Genomic DNA, 16,555 nt, shown 5'->3' on the forward strand with positions numbered 1-16,555 from the left:
CGACCGGGGGATCATCACTTTGTCCATAATTGTCGTGATCAGGAGAATTCGGTGCGGCTCATCAACGCTCGTATCACCAGTTACCGGTCGGTGGAGGACTCCGAGGAGTTCACCGTCGAACCGAACGTCACCTGCCTCGTCGGCAAGAACGAGTCCGGCAAGACCACCGTCCTGCAGGCCCTGCACCGGCTCAACCCGGCCGAACCCGCCGAACCGTTCGACGAGGTCGTCGACTACCCGGCCCGGCTCACCCGGCAGCGCAAGCAGTGGGCCCAGGCCGACCGGATCCCCGTGGTCGTGGCGACCTTCGAGTACGACGACCTGGAGGTCAAGCAGATCGAGGAGGAACTCGGGTTCGGCGCGCTCACCAGCGCCGAGGTCACGGTCACCATCGGGTACCGCGACGAGTCCCGGACCTTCGCGCACTCCTTCGACGAACCGACCATCGTCGGCAACCTCGTCGCCGGGCTCGGCCTGCCGCCCGTGGTCTCCGTGGCCGCGCTCCGCGAGCTGCTGGAGTCCCGCGAGGAGCAGACCGAGGAGACCGGGGCCGTCCTCGACCGGATCCGGGCCTGGCGGGACGGCAGCGTCGAGCACCACCTCACCGACGCGTACGCCGAGCCCCGGCTGCCCACCCTGATGTACTTCTCCGACTACGACATCATGCCCGGCAAGGTGTCGATCCCGGACCTGATCCTGCGCCGGGACGCCGACGAGCTGGAGCCCGGGGAGCGCTCGCTGCTCAGCCTGCTGCGGATGGCCGGGGTGGCCCCGGAGGACTTCCTGGAGCCCGGCCGGCACGAGCAGCTGATCCGCGAACTGGAGAACGCCAGCAACATCATCTCCGACGAGGTGTTCGACTACTGGTCGCAGAACGACGAGCTGGAGGTCCGCCTGGAGGTCCTGCCGGCCGCCGACGGCCCGCTGCTCCAGATCCGGGTGCACAACCGCCGGCACCGCGCGTCCGTACCCTTCGACAACCGGTCCCGCGGGTTCGTCTGGTTCTTCTCCTTCCTGGCCTACTTCTCCGAGCTCGACGCCGGGGACCGCGACGTCATCGTGCTCCTCGACGAGCCGGGCCTGTCCCTGCACGGCCGCGCCCAGGAGGACCTGCTCCGGCTGGTCGACGAGCGCCTCGCGCCCACCCACCAGGTGCTGTACACCACGCACTCGCCGTTCATGATCTCCCCGGACCACCTGCACCGGGTCCGGACCGTGATCGACCACGACCGGGCCGGCACCAAGGTCAGCGCCGACCTGGCCGCCGCCGACTCCGACACCGCGTTCCCGCTGCTCGCGGGCATGGGGATCGGGATGACCGGCAGCCTGTTCGTGGGGGAGCACACCCTGTTGCTGGAGGGCCCCAGCGACCTGATCTACCTGGACGTCCTCAGCGACACCCTCGACAGCCACCGCCGGGACGGGCTGGACCCGCGCTGGCAGAAGGCCCCGACCGGCGGCGCGGGGGCGCTGGCCACGTTCGCGGCGCTGCTCGGCGCGAACCGGCTGCACGTGGCCGTGATCGTGGACGCGCAGACCCGCAACTCCCGGGCCGTCCGCCGGCTGCGGGACAACGGCCAGCTCGGCAAGGGCGGGCTGATCGACATCGGCGAGTTCACCGGCACCCCGGACGCCGACATCGAGGACCTGTTCGAGGCGGACTTCTACCTCGACCTCGTCAACCTCGCCTACGCGAAGGAACTGCCCACCCCGGTCCTCGTGTCCGACCTGCCGGCCGTCCGGACCCGGATCGTGGACCAGGTCCGGGCGCACTTCGCCCAGCACGACCTCGCCGGGGGCCGGTTCAACCACTTCCGGCCGGCATCGGCGCTGCTCAAGCACCAGGCGACCCTCGTACCCAAGATCAGTGTCGGGACCCTCAACCGGGCCTCGCGGCTGTTCGGCCGGCTGAACCGGCAGCTCCCGTAGCGTTGGGAGGGGCCGCCGGAAGGCGGCCCCTCCAGACAAAGCGGACATCGCTCGCGGGATGCTTTCTGTGACCAAGCACCCATCCGGGCAGGTCCCGAACGCTCCTGCTCCGGGCATGGTCGAACCTATGATGAGGCTGGCTGACTGCACCACACCGCCGACCTCACCGTTCCCACTCGGGGCTCTCCGCAGGGGACGTACGCTGTGCCTGGACCTGAAGGAGCGAGAGCGGGATGACGAACACCAAGCTGGACCACGCGAACGGTTCCGTCGCGCAGTCAGACACCGGGGCGACCTTCAAGCTGGACCATCCGTCCGGTTCCCTGGAACTGCCGGTCACCCCGGCCACCGACGGCCCTGCGGGCCTCGGCATCGGCAAGCTGCTCAGCAGCACCGACCACGTCACCCTCGACCCGGGTTTCGTGAACACCGCGTCCTGCACCTCGGACATCACGTTCATCGACGGCGACGCCGGCATCCTGCGCTACCGGGGCTACCCGATCGCGGAACTCGCCGAGAAGTCCTCGTTCCTGGAGACGTCCTACCTGCTGATCTACGGCGAGCTGCCGACCCCGGCCCAGCTCACCGAGTTCACCGACAAGCTCAGCATGCACACCCTCCTGCACGAGGAGATGCGCGGCTTCTTCAACGGCTTCCCGCGCGACGCGCACCCCATGCCGGTGCTGTCCTCGGGCGTGAGCGCACTGTCCACGTGGTACCAGGACAGCCTCGACCCGTTCGACCCCGCGCAGGTGGAGCTGTCCACGATCCGCCTGATGGCGAAGCTGCCGACCATCGCGTCGTACGCGTACAAGAAGTCCATCGGTCAGCCCCTGATGTACCCGGACAACTCCCTGGGCTACGTGGAGAACTTCCTCCGCCTCACCTTCGGCGTGCCCACCACCCCGTACGAGGTCGACCCGGTCGTCGCCCGCACCCTGGACATGCTGCTCATCCTGCACGCCGACCACGAGCAGAACTGCTCCACCTCGACCGTGCGCCTGGTCGGCTCGGGCCACGCGAACCTGTTCGCCTCGGTGTCCTCCGGCATCCACGCCCTGTCCGGCCCGCTGCACGGCGGCGCGAACCAGGCCGTGCTGGAGATGCTCGCGGGCATCCAGGAGTCCGGCGGCGACGTCCGCGACTTCGTCCGCCGAGTCAAGGACAAGGAGCCGGGCGTCAAGCTGATGGGCTTCGGGCACCGGGTGTACAAGAACTTCGACCCGCGCTCGGTGATCGTCAAGAAGGCCGTCCGCGACGTGCTCGACCGGATGGACAAGCCGGATCCGCTGCTCGACCTCGCGATGCAGCTCGAGGAGATCGCCCTCGCCGACGACTACTTCGTGTCGCGCAAGCTCTACCCGAACGTGGACTTCTACACCGGCCTGATCTACAAGGCCATGGGCTTCCCGACGAAGATGTACACCGTGCTCTTCGCGCTCGGCCGGCTGCCGGGCTGGATCGCCCAGTGGCGCGAGATGATCTCGGACCCGGCGACGAAGATCGGCCGCCCGCGGCAGGTCTACACCGGCCCGACGGAGCGGCACTACCCCGCGTAGCACTTCCTTCCGAACTGGCCCTGGCAACCGCCGGGGCCAGTTCTTTTTCGGACAACACCAGACGACGGGTACGTCACCCGGGCGGCGCGCCGTTGCCCCGCACGATGCCCCGGATCGCGTACAGGTAGCCGCCGATCGTGGCCGTGGGCAGCACCGTCACGAGCGCGGCCACCGCCCACGGCACGAACGGCGGCGTGCTGTCCCAGTCGGTCGGCACCACGCCGAGGAAGAAGCCGACCAGCGCGGTGCCGGTGACGGAGTACAGCACGGTGCCGACACCCGCGTGCATCAGCGCCCGGTCGAAGTGCCCGGCCCGGTTCCTCGTCGGGCCGTCCAGCACCCGCCGCACCAGGTTGCGGTCCAGCGCCGTCAGCACGATCGCGCAGCACACGACCCCGATCGCGAAGATCCACAGCCAGTGCAGGCCGTGCAGGTCGCCGCCGTACCAGACCCTGAGGAACTCGTACACCCGCTGGAGCAGCAGGCCGGGGGCGACGAAGGCCAGCAGTCGGATACTGACGGTGAGCAGCCTCTCCAGGTAGTTCAGCTGCCGGGTGTCGCCGCGGCTCAGGTTCTCCCTGTCGAGGTACGCCTGGATGAGCAGGACGATCCCGCACAGGGCGGCGACCGTGCCGATCGCGAGCATCCCGCTGGCCACGGCGGCGGCCGTCCACACCCGCCGGCAGGAGTCCGCCGGCTCCTCGCCGGCCAGCAGGCCGAAGACGTAGGCGTTGAGGCCCATCGCGACGAAGGTGGCGAAGAAGGGGACCAGGGCGGGGAGCCGGGCCGTGCCGTTGGCCTCCTTGGCGTCGGACGTGGCTTCGGCCCCGGGCTCGGGCCCTGCCGCAGGCTCCGGTCCCGACCCGGCCGCAGGCTCCGGTCCCGACCCGGCCGAGGGGCCGGGCGTGGGGTTCGGCCCGGACTCGGCGGCCGGCCGGGGCTGGCTCAGCAGCACGATCACCCCGGCGAACACGAAACCGGCGATCAGGCCGGCGAGCTGCGACATCGGGCCCGCTGCGCTGATCACGTTCCACGCGGTACCCGGGCAGTCTCCCATGTGGACATTCTGCCGGGACCGTCAAGGTGTCCCGTGCGCCCCCATGTCGTGCAGGGTGTCCAGGATGCCCCGGGCGCAGTCGACCACGTACCGGCCGGCGGCCGTCGGCGCCAGGTATCCGTCCCCGTGCGCGAACAGCGCCCCGCCGAACGCCGCCTCGATCCGTCCCAGCCGCTCCAGCAGGCACTGCTGGCTGATCTGCAACCGGTGCGCGGCGGTGCGCAGGTCCTCGGCGTCGGCGACGGTCACGACGAGCCGCAGGTGGCCCAGTTCGAGGTTCACGACGGCAGTCCGGGGGAGGCGTGGGTGGCGTGCGCGGCCCACCAGTCGCGGTACGCGGGGCGGTGGCGCACGATGGCCGCGTAGCTGCGGTACAGGTGCGCGACGAACTCCTCCGTCCGGTCGTGCACGAACGAGTCCCGCCGCCAGGCGAGCAGTACCCGGCGGCGCAGCGGGGCCCCGGCCAGCGGCATGGCCCGCATCCCGGGCAGCACGTACGTCGTCGGGTACAGCCCGCACACCGCCCCGGCCGCCACCAGGGGCGCGACGGCCGCCGAGTCGGTGGTCCAGTGCCGGACCCGGGCGGTGAACCCGGCGTCGGCGCAGGCCCGGTGGAAGCTGGCGTGCAGGCCGCCGTCGTCGTCGCGGGGCAGCGCCCAGGTCCGGGGCGCGAGCTCCGCGAGGTCCAGTTCGGACCGTTGGGCGAGGGGGTGCTCCTCGGCGACCCCCACGAAGATCGGCTCCGTGATCAGGTGCCGGGTACCCAGCGAGGGCGGCAGCCGCAGGGTGAAGCCGGGGAACTCGTGCAGCACGGCCGCGTCGAGCTGCCCGGCCGCGAGCTGGTCCACGAGCCGGCTGACCATCGGGTCGCCGTGGCTGGTCACGGGCGCGTCGCCCACGGCCTCGGACGCGGGGACCAGGGCGTCGGTGAACGCGCCGACCACGCCGCCGACCCTGGCCGGCCGGGACGGGAGCTGGTGCAGGATCTCGGCGGCGCCGGTCCACATCCGGTCGAGGTCGGCCAGTACCCGTCGGGCCTGGTCCAGGGTTTTCGTGCCCGTCGCGGTGGGCACCACGCCGTGCGGGGTCCGGTCGAACACGGCTCCGCCGAGCGCGGTCTCGATCCGGTGCAGTTGGCGGGTCAGGGACGGCTGGGCGAGGCGCAGCCGGGTGGCCGCGCCCCGGATGCTGCCGGCGTCGGCGACAGCCACCAGGATCTGCAGGTGCCTGAGGTCAATGTTCACTGGCGGCCCTTCCGGTACGCCCCCGGGTTGCTCAGGGTACGTCCGGGCGTGTGGGCCAGGTCAAGACTATTAACTCAACGTTATGGAAAACGGGCATGGCCCCGGGGGTCTGAGGGGACTCCGGGGCCATGCCTTCGCTGTGGCTAGAGGCCGGCGGTCGACCGGATCCAGCTGAGCACGGTGGTGGTGTCGCCGTAGATCGAGTTCGTCCGGCCGCAGGTGTCCGCGCCGGGGCCGTCCGCGCCACGGCTGGTGACGCCGACGAGCCTGCCGCCCGCGAGGGCCGGGCCGCCCGAGTCGCCGTAGCAGTCGGTGGCGGTCGTGGACGTGTCGAAGCACAGCTCCACCGAGCCGCTGATCCCGCCGCAGTTCGCGTCGGAGGTGACCGAGGTGCCCACGGTCTTGAGCACGGAGCTCATGCCGCCGCACCCGTCGGGCGCGCAGGTCTGGCCGAAGCCGTACAGGGTGATCGCCGCGCCGACGGCAGGGGACGCCGTGCCCAGGGTGATCGGGGCCTGGCTGACCGGGGCGCTGAGCTTGTAGAGCCGGAAGTCGTACGCGCCGCCGTTGTAGCTGGGGTGCTTGACCGACTTGGACACCGTCGCCAGCGTGCCGCCGCTGTTCAGGTTCTTCGAGCCGACCCGGATCCTGGTCGCGCCCGAACAGTGCCCGGCGCTGAGCACCCACTGCGGCGCGATCAGGGTGCCGCTGCACCACATGCCGCTGCTGTCGCCGACCGCCGCCGCCCAGGACGGGGCGGTGCCGACCGTGCTGCCGCCGACGATGCCCTGCGGCGGACCGTCCGACGTGCGACCTGCCGAAGCCGGACCCGCCGTGGCGGCTACCGCGAGCGCCGCTCCGGCCACTGTGACCGCGACCCGGGCCGCGAGGCTGCTGAACTTCATGAGGGGCCTCCCTAGTGTCTGCCCCGGGCCGTGGCGTGCGACCGCCGCCCGGAGCACCGGCCGGTGCCGCTGCGTGTCGCGACACCACCATGGACCGATGTCGGTCAATGTAGGGGAATGCGGACCCGGGGGCCAGATGTCACGGGGCGATGCTCTGGGTACCGGCCTGGGGCCGCACCATCCGCAGCGCCAGGTCGGCGTACAGCGCGCCGATGTCCTCCGGCCCCAACCGGCCACTCGACCGGTACCAGCGGGCCACGTCGATACTGAGGCTGAGCAGGGCGAGCGCGGTGCCGGGCACGTCGGGTACGTCGAACGCGCCGCGCGCCACCCCGTACTCCAGGGTCTCGCGGACCACCCGGTCGATCTGCCGGCGCAGGGCCGCGATCTCGGCGTGGTGCTCCTCGCTGAGCGCCCCCAGCTCGTACTGGATCACCCGGGCCGTGGTGTGGTGCCGGGCGTGCCAGGCCGCGAAGTCGCTGACCAGGGCGCGCATCCGGGCCACCGGGTCCGGCTCGCCGGCGGAGGCGTCGACGACCGTCCGCAGGGTGCGCTGGTGTCCGATCAGGCTGATCCGGTAGAGGAGTTCCTCCTTCGACGCGAAGTAGCCGTACACGGCGGCGGGGGACCGGTCGACCCGGCCGGCGATGTCACGGGTGGTGGTCGCGTGGTACCCCCGGGTGGCGAACGCCTCGACGGCGGCGATCAGGATCCGCCGCGCGGCCGGGGGCTGGACCTCCGACCAGTTCTCGTCGAGGGCGCGGGCCTCGGCCTCGTCCAGGCCGCCCTCGACCGGGGGGCGCGGGTCGTTGACATCGGGGTGCATGACCAGCATTCTAAGCAAGCGCTTGATTACCACCGGGTAAGTGTGTGAAATGCGGAGGAAAGTACCTGATGGGTAACCTGACCTACGACTTCTCCGGCCGGACGGTCCTCGTCACCGGCGCCGCCCGGGGCATCGGCCTCGCCCTCGGCCGGTTCTTCCAGGACGCCGGCGCGACCGTGTTCCTGATCGACTTCGACGCCGAGGAACTGGCGGCGGCGGCCGGGGCGCTCGGCGCCACCGGCATCGCCGCCGACGTGAGCAGCACCGCCGACGTCGAGCGGGTCGTGGCCGCCGCCGTCGCGGCCACCGGCCGGATCGACATCCTGGTCAACAACGCCGGCATCCTCCGCGACAACGTGCTGTGGAAGATCACCGACGAGGACTGGGAGGCCGTGCTCGCCGTGCACACCGGCGGCACCTTCCGGTTCACCCGGGCCTGCGTGCCGCACTTCCGCGCCCAGGGCTCCGGGCGGGTCGTCAACGTGACCTCCTACACCGGGCTGCACGGCAACACCGGCCAGGCCAACTACGCCGCCGCCAAGGCCGGCATCATCGGCTTCACCAAGACGGCCGCGAAGGAACTGGCCCATTTCGGGGTCACCGTCAACGCCATCTCCCCGAACGCCGAGACCCGCATGATCGCGTCCATCCCGGACGCCAAGCGCGCGCAGCTCACCGCGCACATCCCGATGGGCCGGTTCGCGGACCCGACGGAGATGTGCGCGGCGGTCGGCTTCCTGGCCTCGGACGAGGCCGGGTACATCACCGGGGCGGTCCTCCCGGTCGACGGCGGGATAAGCATGTGACGCGCTTCGACGGACAGGTCGCCCTCATCACCGGTTCGAGCCGGGGGATCGGGCTCGGCATCGCCGAACGCCTCGTCGCCGAGGGCGCCAGGGTCTGCCTCACGGCCCGCAAGCCCGACGCGCTCGCCGCCGCCGTCGAGCGGCTCGGCCCCGAGCGGGCCATGGCCGTCGCGGGGCGGGCCGACGACCCCGAACACCAGGCGGACGCCGTCGCCCGGGTCCTCGACACGTTCGGGCGGCTCGACGTGCTGGTCAACAACACCGGGATCAATCCGACGTACGGCCCGATGATCGACGCCGACCCGGCCGCCGTGCGCAAGGTCTTCGAGGTCAACGTGATCGCCGCCCTCGGCTGGGTCGGGCACGCGCACCGGGCCTGGTTCGCCGACCACGGCGGGGCCGTCGTCAACGTCGCGTCCGTCGCGGGGCTGCGGCCGGCCGCCGGGATCGGGATCTACGGCGCCAGCAAGGCCGCCCTGATCCACCTCACCATGCAGCTCGCCGCCGAACTCGGCCCCGGGGTGCGGGTCAACGCCGTCGCGCCCGCGATCGTGAAGACCGTGTTCGCCGCCGCCCTGTACGAGGGGCGCGAGCAGCGGGTCACGGACACGTACCCGTTGAAGCGGTTGGGCATCCCCGAGGACGTCGCCGGGGCGGTCGCGTTCCTCGCCTCGGCCGACGCGGGCTGGATGACCGGCCAGACGGTGGTCGTGGACGGCGGGCTGACCCTGTCGGGCGGCCTGGGATGACGGGCGCGGCCGAGGCCACGGAGGCGCGCCGGTTCGCCTCGCTCGACGAGCTGACCGCCGCCGTGCCCGTCGACCTCGGGTACAGCGCGTGGTTCCCCGTCGACCAGGAGCGGATCGACCGGTTCGCCGAGGCCACCGGCGACGACCAGTGGATCCACGTCGACCCGGCCCGCGCGGCGGCCGGCCCGTTCGGCGGCACGATCGCGCACGGTTTCCTGGTGCTGTCCCTGCTGCCCGTGATCACGCTGGACCGGCTGGTGGTCGACCGGGTCCGGATGGCCGTCAACTACGGGCTGAACAAGGTCCGGTTCCCCGCTCCCGTGCCGGTCGGTTCGCGGCTGCGCGGGCGGGTCGAGGTGACCGGGGTCGGCGAGGCGGGCGGCGGGATCCAGGTGGTGTGCCGGGTGACGATGGAACGCGAGGGCGGCGACCGGCCGGTGTGCGTTGCGGAGTCGGTGGCCCGCTTCTACGGCGAACCCGCCCCACCCGGCTCGCACGACCCGGCTCCGTCCGGCGCGCACGAGGCCGCCGCTCCCGGCACCCGGGAGGCGTCGTGACCGTCCTGGACGGCGCGGGCGTCGTGGTCACCGGCGCGGGTTCCGGCATCGGCGCCGCCCTGGCCCGCCGGTTCGCGGCGGCCGGCGCCCGGGTGGTCGTCAACGACCTCGACCCGGCGGCCGCCACCCGGGTCGCGACGGAGATCGACGGCTGGGCGGTACCCGGCGACGTGTCCACCCCGGACGGCGCGTCCGCCCTGGTCGCCACCTCGATCGGGCACCTCGGCGCGGTCGATCTGTTCTGCGCCAACGCGGGCGTCGGCACCCCGGGCGGCCCCGAGGCCCTCGACGCCGACTGGGACCTCGCCTGGCAGGTCAACGTCATGGCGCACGTCCGGGCGGCCCGCGCGCTGCTGCCGGGCTGGCTGGAGCGCGGCCGGGGCCACTTCCTGGCCACCGTGTCGGCGGCGGGGCTGCTGACGATGCTCGGCTCCGCGCCGTACTCGGTGACGAAGCACGGCGCACTCGCGTTCGCCGAATGGCTCGCGGCCACCTACGCCGACCGGGGGATCACCGTGCAGGCGCTGTGCCCGCAGGGGGTGCGCACCCCGATGCTGGACGCCTCGGGCCGCGCCGGCCGGCTGATGCTGGCGGACTCCGCGCTGACCGCCGAGCAGGTCGCCGACACGGTGGTCGAGGCGCTGGCCGACGGCCGGTTCCTGATCCTGCCGCATCCCGAGGTGGCCGGCTATTTCGCGGGCAAGGCCGCCGACCCCGACCGCTGGCTGGCCGCGATGCGCCGCCTCCAGGCCCACCTCGACGCGGATCCGGAGACTCCGCACCGCGACGCGGAACCAGCGGCACCGCACCCCGACACGGAACCAGAGGCACCGCACCTCGACGCGGAATCAGCGGCTCCCCACCCCGACGCGCGGGCCGAGCCGGCGCCCGGAAGCCGACCGGCCCGACCCGACGCCGCCGGGGCACCGGACCCGGCCGACCGCACGAAGGAGGCGACCCGATGAGGGCGTGGCAGGTGACCCGGCTGGGCGAGCCGACGGACGTCATGGAACTCGTGGACGCCGCCCGCCCCACGGCCGGCCCGGGGCAACTCCTGGTCCGGGTGTTGGGCGTGGCCCTGAACTTCCCGGACGTGCTGATCTGCCGGGGCCAGTACCAGGTGAAACCGCCCTTGCCCTTCACGCCCGGGGTCGAACTGTGCGGCGAGGTGGTGACCGCCGCCGGGGGCTTCGCGGTCGGCCAGCGGGTCGTGGGCACCCCGGCCGCCACCTCCGGAGCACTCGCCGAGTACGCGGTCCTCGACGTCGGCGACGCGCTCCCCGCACCGGAGAACCTCGACGACGAGCGCGCGGCGGCCTTCCTGATCGGGTACCAGACGGCGTGGTTCGCCCTGCACCGCCGCGCCAGGCTCCAGCCCGGGGAGACCCTGCTCGTGCACGCGGCGGCCGGCGGGGTGGGCAGCGCGGCCGTGCAGCTGGGCAAGGCGGCCGGGGCGACCGTGATCGGCGTGGTCGGCGGCCCGGACAAGGCGAAGGTGGCCAGCTACCTGGGCGTGGACCTCGTGGTGGACCGGCACCAGGCGGACTTCGTGGCCGTGGTCAAGGAGGCCACCGGCGGCCGGGGCGCGGACGTGGTGTTCGACCCGGTGGGCGGGGCGGCGTTCGAGCGGTCCACGAAGTGCGTGGCGTTCGAGGGCCGGATCGTGGTGGTCGGCTTCGCCAGCGGCCAGATCCCCAGTCCGGCGATGAGCCACGCGCTGGTGAAGAACTACACCCTGCTGGGCCTGCACTGGGGCCTGTACCGCAAGGTCGACCCCGCCGCCGTCCTCGCCGCGCACCGCGAACTGCTCGCCCTCGCCGAAGCGGGCGTGGTCGTCCCCCTGATCGGCGAGCGGGTCGGCTTCGACCGCGCGCCGCACGGGCTGGCCCGGCTCGCCGCCGGGGAGACGGTCGGCCGGGTGGTGGTCACGCCGTGAGGCACCTGGACCTCGACGCGCTGCGCCGCTACCTCGACGCGGAACTCCCCGGCCTCGTCACCGCCGACCTGACCGCCGAGCGGGTCGTCGGCGGTAAGTCCAACCTGACGTACGTGGTGACCGACGGCGCGCACCGCTGGGTCCTGCGCCGGCCGCCCATCGGGCACGTGCTGGCTACTGCGCACGACATGGGCCGCGAGTACACGGTGATCGGCGCGCTGCGGCCCACTGCCGTGCCGGTACCCGAAACGGTCGCGCACTGCCCCGATCCGGACGTTCTCGGCGCCCCCTTCTACCTGATGTCCTATGTGGAAGGAACGGTCTACCGTTCGTCCGTCCAGACGGCGGCGCTGGACCCGACCCGGGCCCGCACCGTCGCCCACGCCCTGATGGACACCCTCGCCGACCTGCACGACGTGGACCCGGCGACCGTGGGGCTCGCGGACTTCGGCCGCCCCGACGGCTTCCTGGTCCGCCAGCTGCGCCGCTGGCGGACCCAGCTCGACGCCTCGCGCGGCCGGGACCTGCCCGGCATCGACGCGCTGCACGGGACCCTCGCCGCCGACGTGCCCGACAGCGGCCGGCCGGCGATCGTGCACGGCGACTACCGGCTCGACAACGTGCTGGTGTCCGCCGACGACCGGATCGCCGCCGTCCTCGACTGGGAGATGGCCACCCTCGGTGACCCGCTCACCGACCTGGGCGTCTTCTGCGTCTACTGGACCGGCCTCGCGCACCTGCCCGCCAACGCGGTCACCGACGCGGTCACGGCCAACTTCCCGGGCGGCCCGGAACTGATCGACCGGTACGCGGCCCGGCGCAAGGTCGACCTGTCGCGGCTGCACTGGTACACGGCCTTCGGGTTCTTCAAGCTCGCGGTGATCGCCGAGGGCATCCACCACCGGTACACGGCCGGCCAGACCGTGGGCGGGGGCTTCGACCGGATCGGCGAGGTCGTCGCACCCCTCGTCGAACTGGGGCACGCCGCGCTGGCCGAGGACAGGGGACACTGATGGACTTCGCCTACGACGCCGGGACGCTGGAGCTGCGCGGGAAGCTGCTCGACTTCATGGACTCCCACGTGTACCCCGCCGAGCCGGTGTTCGCCGCACAGGTCGCGGCGGGCGAGCGCTGGACCACGCCGCCGGTGATGGAGGAGCTGAAGGCCGAGGCGCGCCGGCGCGGGCTGTGGAACCTGTTCCAGCTGTCCAACCAGGCGTACGCGCCGCTCGCCGAGATCACCGGCCGCAGCCCGTACCTCGCCCCGGAGGCGCTGAACTGCTCCGCGCCCGACACCGGGAACATGGAGGTGCTGGAGATGTTCGGCACCGGAGCCCAGAAGAAGCGCTGGCTGGAGCCCCTGCTGGCCGGCGAGATCCGCTCCGCGATCTGCATGACCGAACCCGACGTGGCCTCCTCCGACGCCACGAACATCGCGACCAGCATCGTCCGCGACGGCGACTTCTACGTCGTCAACGGGCGCAAGTGGTGGTCCTCGGGCGCCATGAACCCGCGCTGCGAACTCCTCGTCGTCATGGGCCGCACCGGCGGGGAGGACCGGCACCGGCAGCAGAGCATGATCCTGGTACCCCGCGACACCCCCGGCGTGGACGTCCGGCGCGGCCTGCACGTGTTCGGCTTCGACGACGGGCCGCACGGCGGGCACGCCGAGATCGTCTTCACCGACGTCCGGGTGCCGGCGGAGAACCTGGTCGTGGGGGAGGGCGAGGGGTTCGCCATCGCCCAGGCCCGGCTCGGCCCCGGCCGGATCCACCACTGCATGCGCCTGATCGGGATGGCCGAACGCGGCCTGGAACTGCTGTGCCGCCGGGCCCTGGAGCGCACCACCTTCGGGCAGCCGATCGCGCGGCACGGGGTCGTCGCCGACTGGATCGCCGAGTCCCGGGTCCGGATCGAACAGGCCCGGCTCCTCGTCCTCAAGACCGCCTGGCTGATGGACACCGTCGGCAACAAGGGCGCGCACTCCGAGATCCAGGCCATCAAGATCGTGACCCCGCAGATGGCGGAATGGGTACTGGACAAGGCCATCCAGGCACACGGCGGCGGCGGGGTCAGCCAGGACTTCCCGCTCGCCGGGCTCTGGGCGGCGGCCCGGTCGCTCCGGCTGGCCGACGGGCCCGACGAGGTGCACCGGATGTCGCTGGCCCGGCGGGAGCTGCGACAGTACCCATGAGAAAGGGTCTTCTGATCGACTGGGGCGGGGTGCTGACCACCGACGTCTTCGCCTCCTTCGCGGCGTTCTGCGGCCGGGAGGGGCTGCCCGCCGACCGGGTCGCCACCCTGTTCCGCACCGACCCGGCGGCCCGCGACCTGCTCGCCGGCCTGGAAAGCGGCACGATCTCCACCCCGGAATTCGAAACCTCTTTCGGGGTACTGCTCCGCGTGCGCCCCACCGGCCTCCTCCGCCGCCTGACCGCCGACATCCGCCCGGACCCGGTGATGCGCGAGGCCGTGCTCCGCGCCCGGCTCGGTGGCGTCCGCACCGGCCTGGTCTCCAACTCCTGGGGCCCCGGCGGCTACACCGACCTCGCGGACCTCTTCGACGGCGTCGTCCTGTCCGGCACGGTCGGCGTGCGCAAACCCGACCCGGCGATCTACGCACTCGGCGCGGCGGCGATCGGACTGACCCCGGGCGAGTGCGTGTTCGTCGACGACCTCGGCGGGAACCTGAAACCGGCCCGTGCGCTGGGCATGGCCACCGTGCGGCACACGCACGCGACGGACACCCTGCGCGCGCTCGACGCCCTGCTCGGCCTGGACCTGTCCGGCGCCGCCGCCCGGATCGCACCCGGCGCCGCCGGCTCCGACCGTGTGGGCTTGGGCGGCGCCGCCTTCGACCGTGCGGGCGGTGACGGCGTCGGCCCGGTCCGTGCGGGCTTGAGTGGCGTCGGATCCGACGGTGCGGGCGGTGACGGTGTCGGCCCGGTCCGTGCGGGCTTGGGCGGTGCCGGCCCCGACCGCGCGGGCACTGACGACACCGGCCCCGACCGTGCCAACCTTGACCTGCCCGGCCCCGCCCGCTCCGGCCTCGACCTGGGGGACTCCACATGAGCCACTACCGTGCCAACCTCCGTGACCTGCGGTTCAACCTGTTCGAGGTGTTCGACCTGGACCTCGGCCGGTACCCGGACCTCGACCCCGACACCGTCCGCGACATCCTCGGCGAGGTCGAACGGCTCGCCACCGGCCCCGTCGCCGAGTCCTACGTGGAGTCCGACCGCACCCCGCCCGTGTACGACCCCGCCACCCACTCCGTCACCATGCCCGAGGGCTTCCGCCGCTCCTACCGCGCGTACATGGACGCCGAATGGTGGCGGCTCGACCTCCCCGTCGGGCTCGGCGGCACGGCCGCGCCCCGGATGCTGTGGTGGGCCCTCGTGGAGATGGTCCAGGGCGCCCAGGCCCCCGTCTTCATGTACGGCGGCGGCCCCGCCTTCGCCGGCCTGCTCTACAACCTCGGCACCCCGGCCCAGCGCCGGATGGGCGAGGTGATGCTGGAGAAGGGCTGGGCCGGCACCATGGTGCTCACCGAACCCGACGCGGGCTCCGACGTCGGCGCCGGCCGGACCCGGGCCCTCCCGCAACCCGACGGCACCTGGCACATCGAGGGCGTCAAACGGTTCATCACCTCCGGCGAGCACGACCTGGAGGAGAACATCGTGCACTTCGTCCTCGCCCGCCCCGAGGGGGCCGGCCCGGGCACGAAGGGGCTCTCGCTGTTCGTGGTGCCGAAGTACCGCTTCGACCCGGCCACCGGCGAACTCGGCGCCCGCAACGGGGTGTACGCCACCAACGTCGAGAAGAAGATGGGCATCCGGGTGTCCACCACCTGCGAACTGCGGTTCGGCGAGGACCAGCCGGCCGTGGGCTGGCTGCTCGGCGAGGTGCACGAGGGCATCGCGCAGATGTTCAAGGTGATCGAATCGGCCCGGATGCAGGTCGGCGTGAAGGCCATCGCGGCCCTGTCCACCGGCTACCTCAACGCCCTCGACTACGCCCGGACCCGGATCCAGGGCCCCGACCTGACCCGCGCCGCCGACAAGTCCGCGCCCCGGGTCACCATCGACCGGCACCCCGACGTGCGCCGGATGCTGATGCTCCAGAAGGCGTACGCCGAGGGCCTGCGCGCCACCTACCTCTACACCGCCGGCTGGCTCGACCGGGGCGGCGTGGACCCGGAGCTGGCCGCGAGCATGAACGACCTGCTGCTGCCCGTCGTCAAGGGCGTCGGCTCCGAACGCTCCTACGAGATGCTCACCCTGTCGCTGCAGACCCTCGGCGGCTCCGGGTTCCTCCAGGACTACCCGATCGAGCAGTACATCCGGGACACGAAGATCGATTCGCTGTACGAGGGCACGACCGGCATCCAGGGCCAGGACTTCTTCTTCCGCAAGATAGCGCGCGACAACGGCGGGGCGTTCGCCGTCCTCACGGGCGAGATCGAGGAATTCCTCCGCAGCCTGGACGCCGCCGACCCGGCGGGCGTCGGTGGGGCGTTCGCCGTGGAGCGGGCCGCGCTCGCCGCCGCGTTGGCCGACGTCCGGGGCATGGTGGACGCGATGCTCGGCTGGCGGGACAAGGCCGGCGGCGACATCAGCGAGGTGTACCGGATCGGGCAGAACACCACCCGCCTCCTGATCAGCGTCGGTGACCTGGTGATCGGGTGGCTGCTGACCCGGCAGGCGGTGGTGGCGTCGGCGGCCCTGGCCGGGGGTCGGGGCGGGCACGGTGGAGCGGCCGGTGCCGGTGCCGGTGGCTCCGGTGACGAGGGTGGCCGGTCCGCCGACGCCGACTTCTACACCGGCAAGCTCGCCGTCGCCCGGTTCTTCGCGACCACGGTCCTCCCCGAACTGGCCGTCCGCCGCGCCGTCCTGGAGGACACCGACAACTCCCTGATGGACATCCCGGACGGCGCGTTCTGAACATGATGCCCGCCCGGTGGCACGGACTCGCCGGGCGGGCACCG

At 72.5% G+C, this 16,555-nt stretch carries 15 protein-coding genes and 1 pseudogene; 11 read left to right on the forward strand and 5 right to left on the reverse strand.

Going from position 1 to position 16,555, the window contains the following annotated elements:
• Positions 1–51 precede the first annotated feature (51 nt).
• Together AB0M43_RS20880 and AB0M43_RS20885 are read left to right on the forward strand one after the other, a co-directional pair.
• Complete coding sequence (locus AB0M43_RS20880; RefSeq protein WP_363727053.1) at positions 52–1,929, forward strand: AAA family ATPase; 1,878 nt, start codon at positions 52–54, stop codon at positions 1,927–1,929.
• Between the two features lie 233 nt (positions 1,930–2,162).
• Entirely contained in the window at positions 2,163–3,488 is a 1,326-nt protein-coding gene (locus tag AB0M43_RS20885; RefSeq protein WP_363727055.1) for a citrate synthase, read from the forward strand.
• Positions 3,489–3,561: 73 nt separating this feature from the next.
• Here the strand turns inward: AB0M43_RS20885 and AB0M43_RS20890 are convergent, their stop codons facing one another.
• From AB0M43_RS20890 to AB0M43_RS20910, 5 genes are all read right to left on the reverse strand, one after another.
• Positions 3,562–4,545 carry a hypothetical protein gene (locus tag AB0M43_RS20890; RefSeq protein WP_363727057.1) on the reverse strand — a complete coding sequence of 328 codons (984 nt, stop codon included), beginning with the start codon at positions 4,543–4,545 and terminating at the stop codon, positions 3,562–3,564.
• Between the two features lie 21 nt (positions 4,546–4,566).
• Positions 4,567–4,827 (reverse strand): LysR family transcriptional regulator, encoded by a 261-nt coding sequence (locus AB0M43_RS20895; RefSeq protein ID WP_363727058.1) that lies wholly within the window; start codon positions 4,825–4,827, stop codon positions 4,567–4,569.
• Positions 4,824–5,789 carry a LysR family transcriptional regulator gene (locus AB0M43_RS20900; RefSeq protein WP_363727060.1) on the reverse strand — a complete coding sequence of 322 codons (966 nt, stop codon included), beginning with the start codon at positions 5,787–5,789 and terminating at the stop codon, positions 4,824–4,826. Before AB0M43_RS20900 ends, AB0M43_RS20895 begins: the two co-directional genes overlap by 4 nt.
• A gap of 143 nt (positions 5,790–5,932) precedes the next feature.
• Positions 5,933–6,694 carry a trypsin-like serine protease gene (locus tag AB0M43_RS20905; RefSeq protein ID WP_363727062.1) on the reverse strand — a complete coding sequence of 254 codons (762 nt, stop codon included), beginning with the start codon at positions 6,692–6,694 and terminating at the stop codon, positions 5,933–5,935.
• 139 nt (positions 6,695–6,833) lie between these two features.
• Entirely contained in the window at positions 6,834–7,520 is a 687-nt protein-coding gene (locus tag AB0M43_RS20910; protein ID WP_363727064.1) for a TetR/AcrR family transcriptional regulator, read from the reverse strand.
• Between the two features lie 68 nt (positions 7,521–7,588).
• Between AB0M43_RS20910 and AB0M43_RS20915 the strand changes: the two genes are divergently transcribed.
• The 9 genes and pseudogenes from AB0M43_RS20915 (at position 7,589) to AB0M43_RS20955 (ending at position 16,511) form a co-directional block, all read left to right on the forward strand.
• A complete protein-coding gene (locus AB0M43_RS20915) occupies positions 7,589–8,326 on the forward strand; it encodes an SDR family NAD(P)-dependent oxidoreductase (RefSeq protein ID WP_363727065.1) in 738 nt (245 codons plus the stop codon).
• Complete coding sequence (locus tag AB0M43_RS20920; protein WP_363727067.1) at positions 8,323–9,075, forward strand: SDR family oxidoreductase; 753 nt, start codon at positions 8,323–8,325, stop codon at positions 9,073–9,075. Before AB0M43_RS20915 ends, AB0M43_RS20920 begins: the two co-directional genes overlap by 4 nt.
• Positions 9,072–9,632, forward strand: a complete 561-nt coding sequence (locus AB0M43_RS20925) for a MaoC family dehydratase (RefSeq protein ID WP_363727069.1) — start codon at positions 9,072–9,074, stop codon at positions 9,630–9,632. Before AB0M43_RS20920 ends, AB0M43_RS20925 begins: the two co-directional genes overlap by 4 nt.
• A 5-nt stretch (positions 9,633–9,637) precedes the next feature.
• Positions 9,638–10,378 (forward strand): annotated as a pseudogene (locus AB0M43_RS20930) (SDR family oxidoreductase); the annotation flags it as partial.
• A gap of 215 nt (positions 10,379–10,593) precedes the next feature.
• Positions 10,594–11,568 (forward strand): NADPH:quinone oxidoreductase family protein, encoded by a 975-nt coding sequence (locus tag AB0M43_RS20935; protein ID WP_363727071.1) that lies wholly within the window; start codon positions 10,594–10,596, stop codon positions 11,566–11,568.
• Positions 11,569–11,588: 20 nt separating this feature from the next.
• Positions 11,589–12,581, forward strand: a complete 993-nt coding sequence (locus tag AB0M43_RS20940) for a phosphotransferase family protein (RefSeq protein WP_363728014.1) — start codon at positions 11,589–11,591, stop codon at positions 12,579–12,581.
• On the forward strand, positions 12,581–13,762 hold the full coding sequence (locus AB0M43_RS20945; RefSeq protein ID WP_363727073.1) for an acyl-CoA dehydrogenase family protein: 1,182 nt from the start codon (positions 12,581–12,583) through the stop codon (positions 13,760–13,762). Before AB0M43_RS20940 ends, AB0M43_RS20945 begins: the two co-directional genes overlap by 1 nt.
• Positions 13,759–14,640 (forward strand): HAD family phosphatase, encoded by an 882-nt coding sequence (locus AB0M43_RS20950; RefSeq protein WP_363727075.1) that lies wholly within the window; start codon positions 13,759–13,761, stop codon positions 14,638–14,640. The genes AB0M43_RS20945 and AB0M43_RS20950 overlap by 4 nt, the downstream gene beginning before the upstream one ends.
• Positions 14,637–16,511, forward strand: coding sequence for an acyl-CoA dehydrogenase (locus AB0M43_RS20955; RefSeq protein WP_363727077.1), 1,875 nt, complete (start codon positions 14,637–14,639; stop codon positions 16,509–16,511). Before AB0M43_RS20950 ends, AB0M43_RS20955 begins: the two co-directional genes overlap by 4 nt.
• Positions 16,512–16,555 lie beyond the last annotated feature (44 nt).

Source organism: Longispora sp. NPDC051575, from assembly GCF_040681875.1.
In the GTDB taxonomy this organism is placed as follows: Bacteria; Actinomycetota; Actinomycetes; order Mycobacteriales; family Micromonosporaceae; genus Longispora.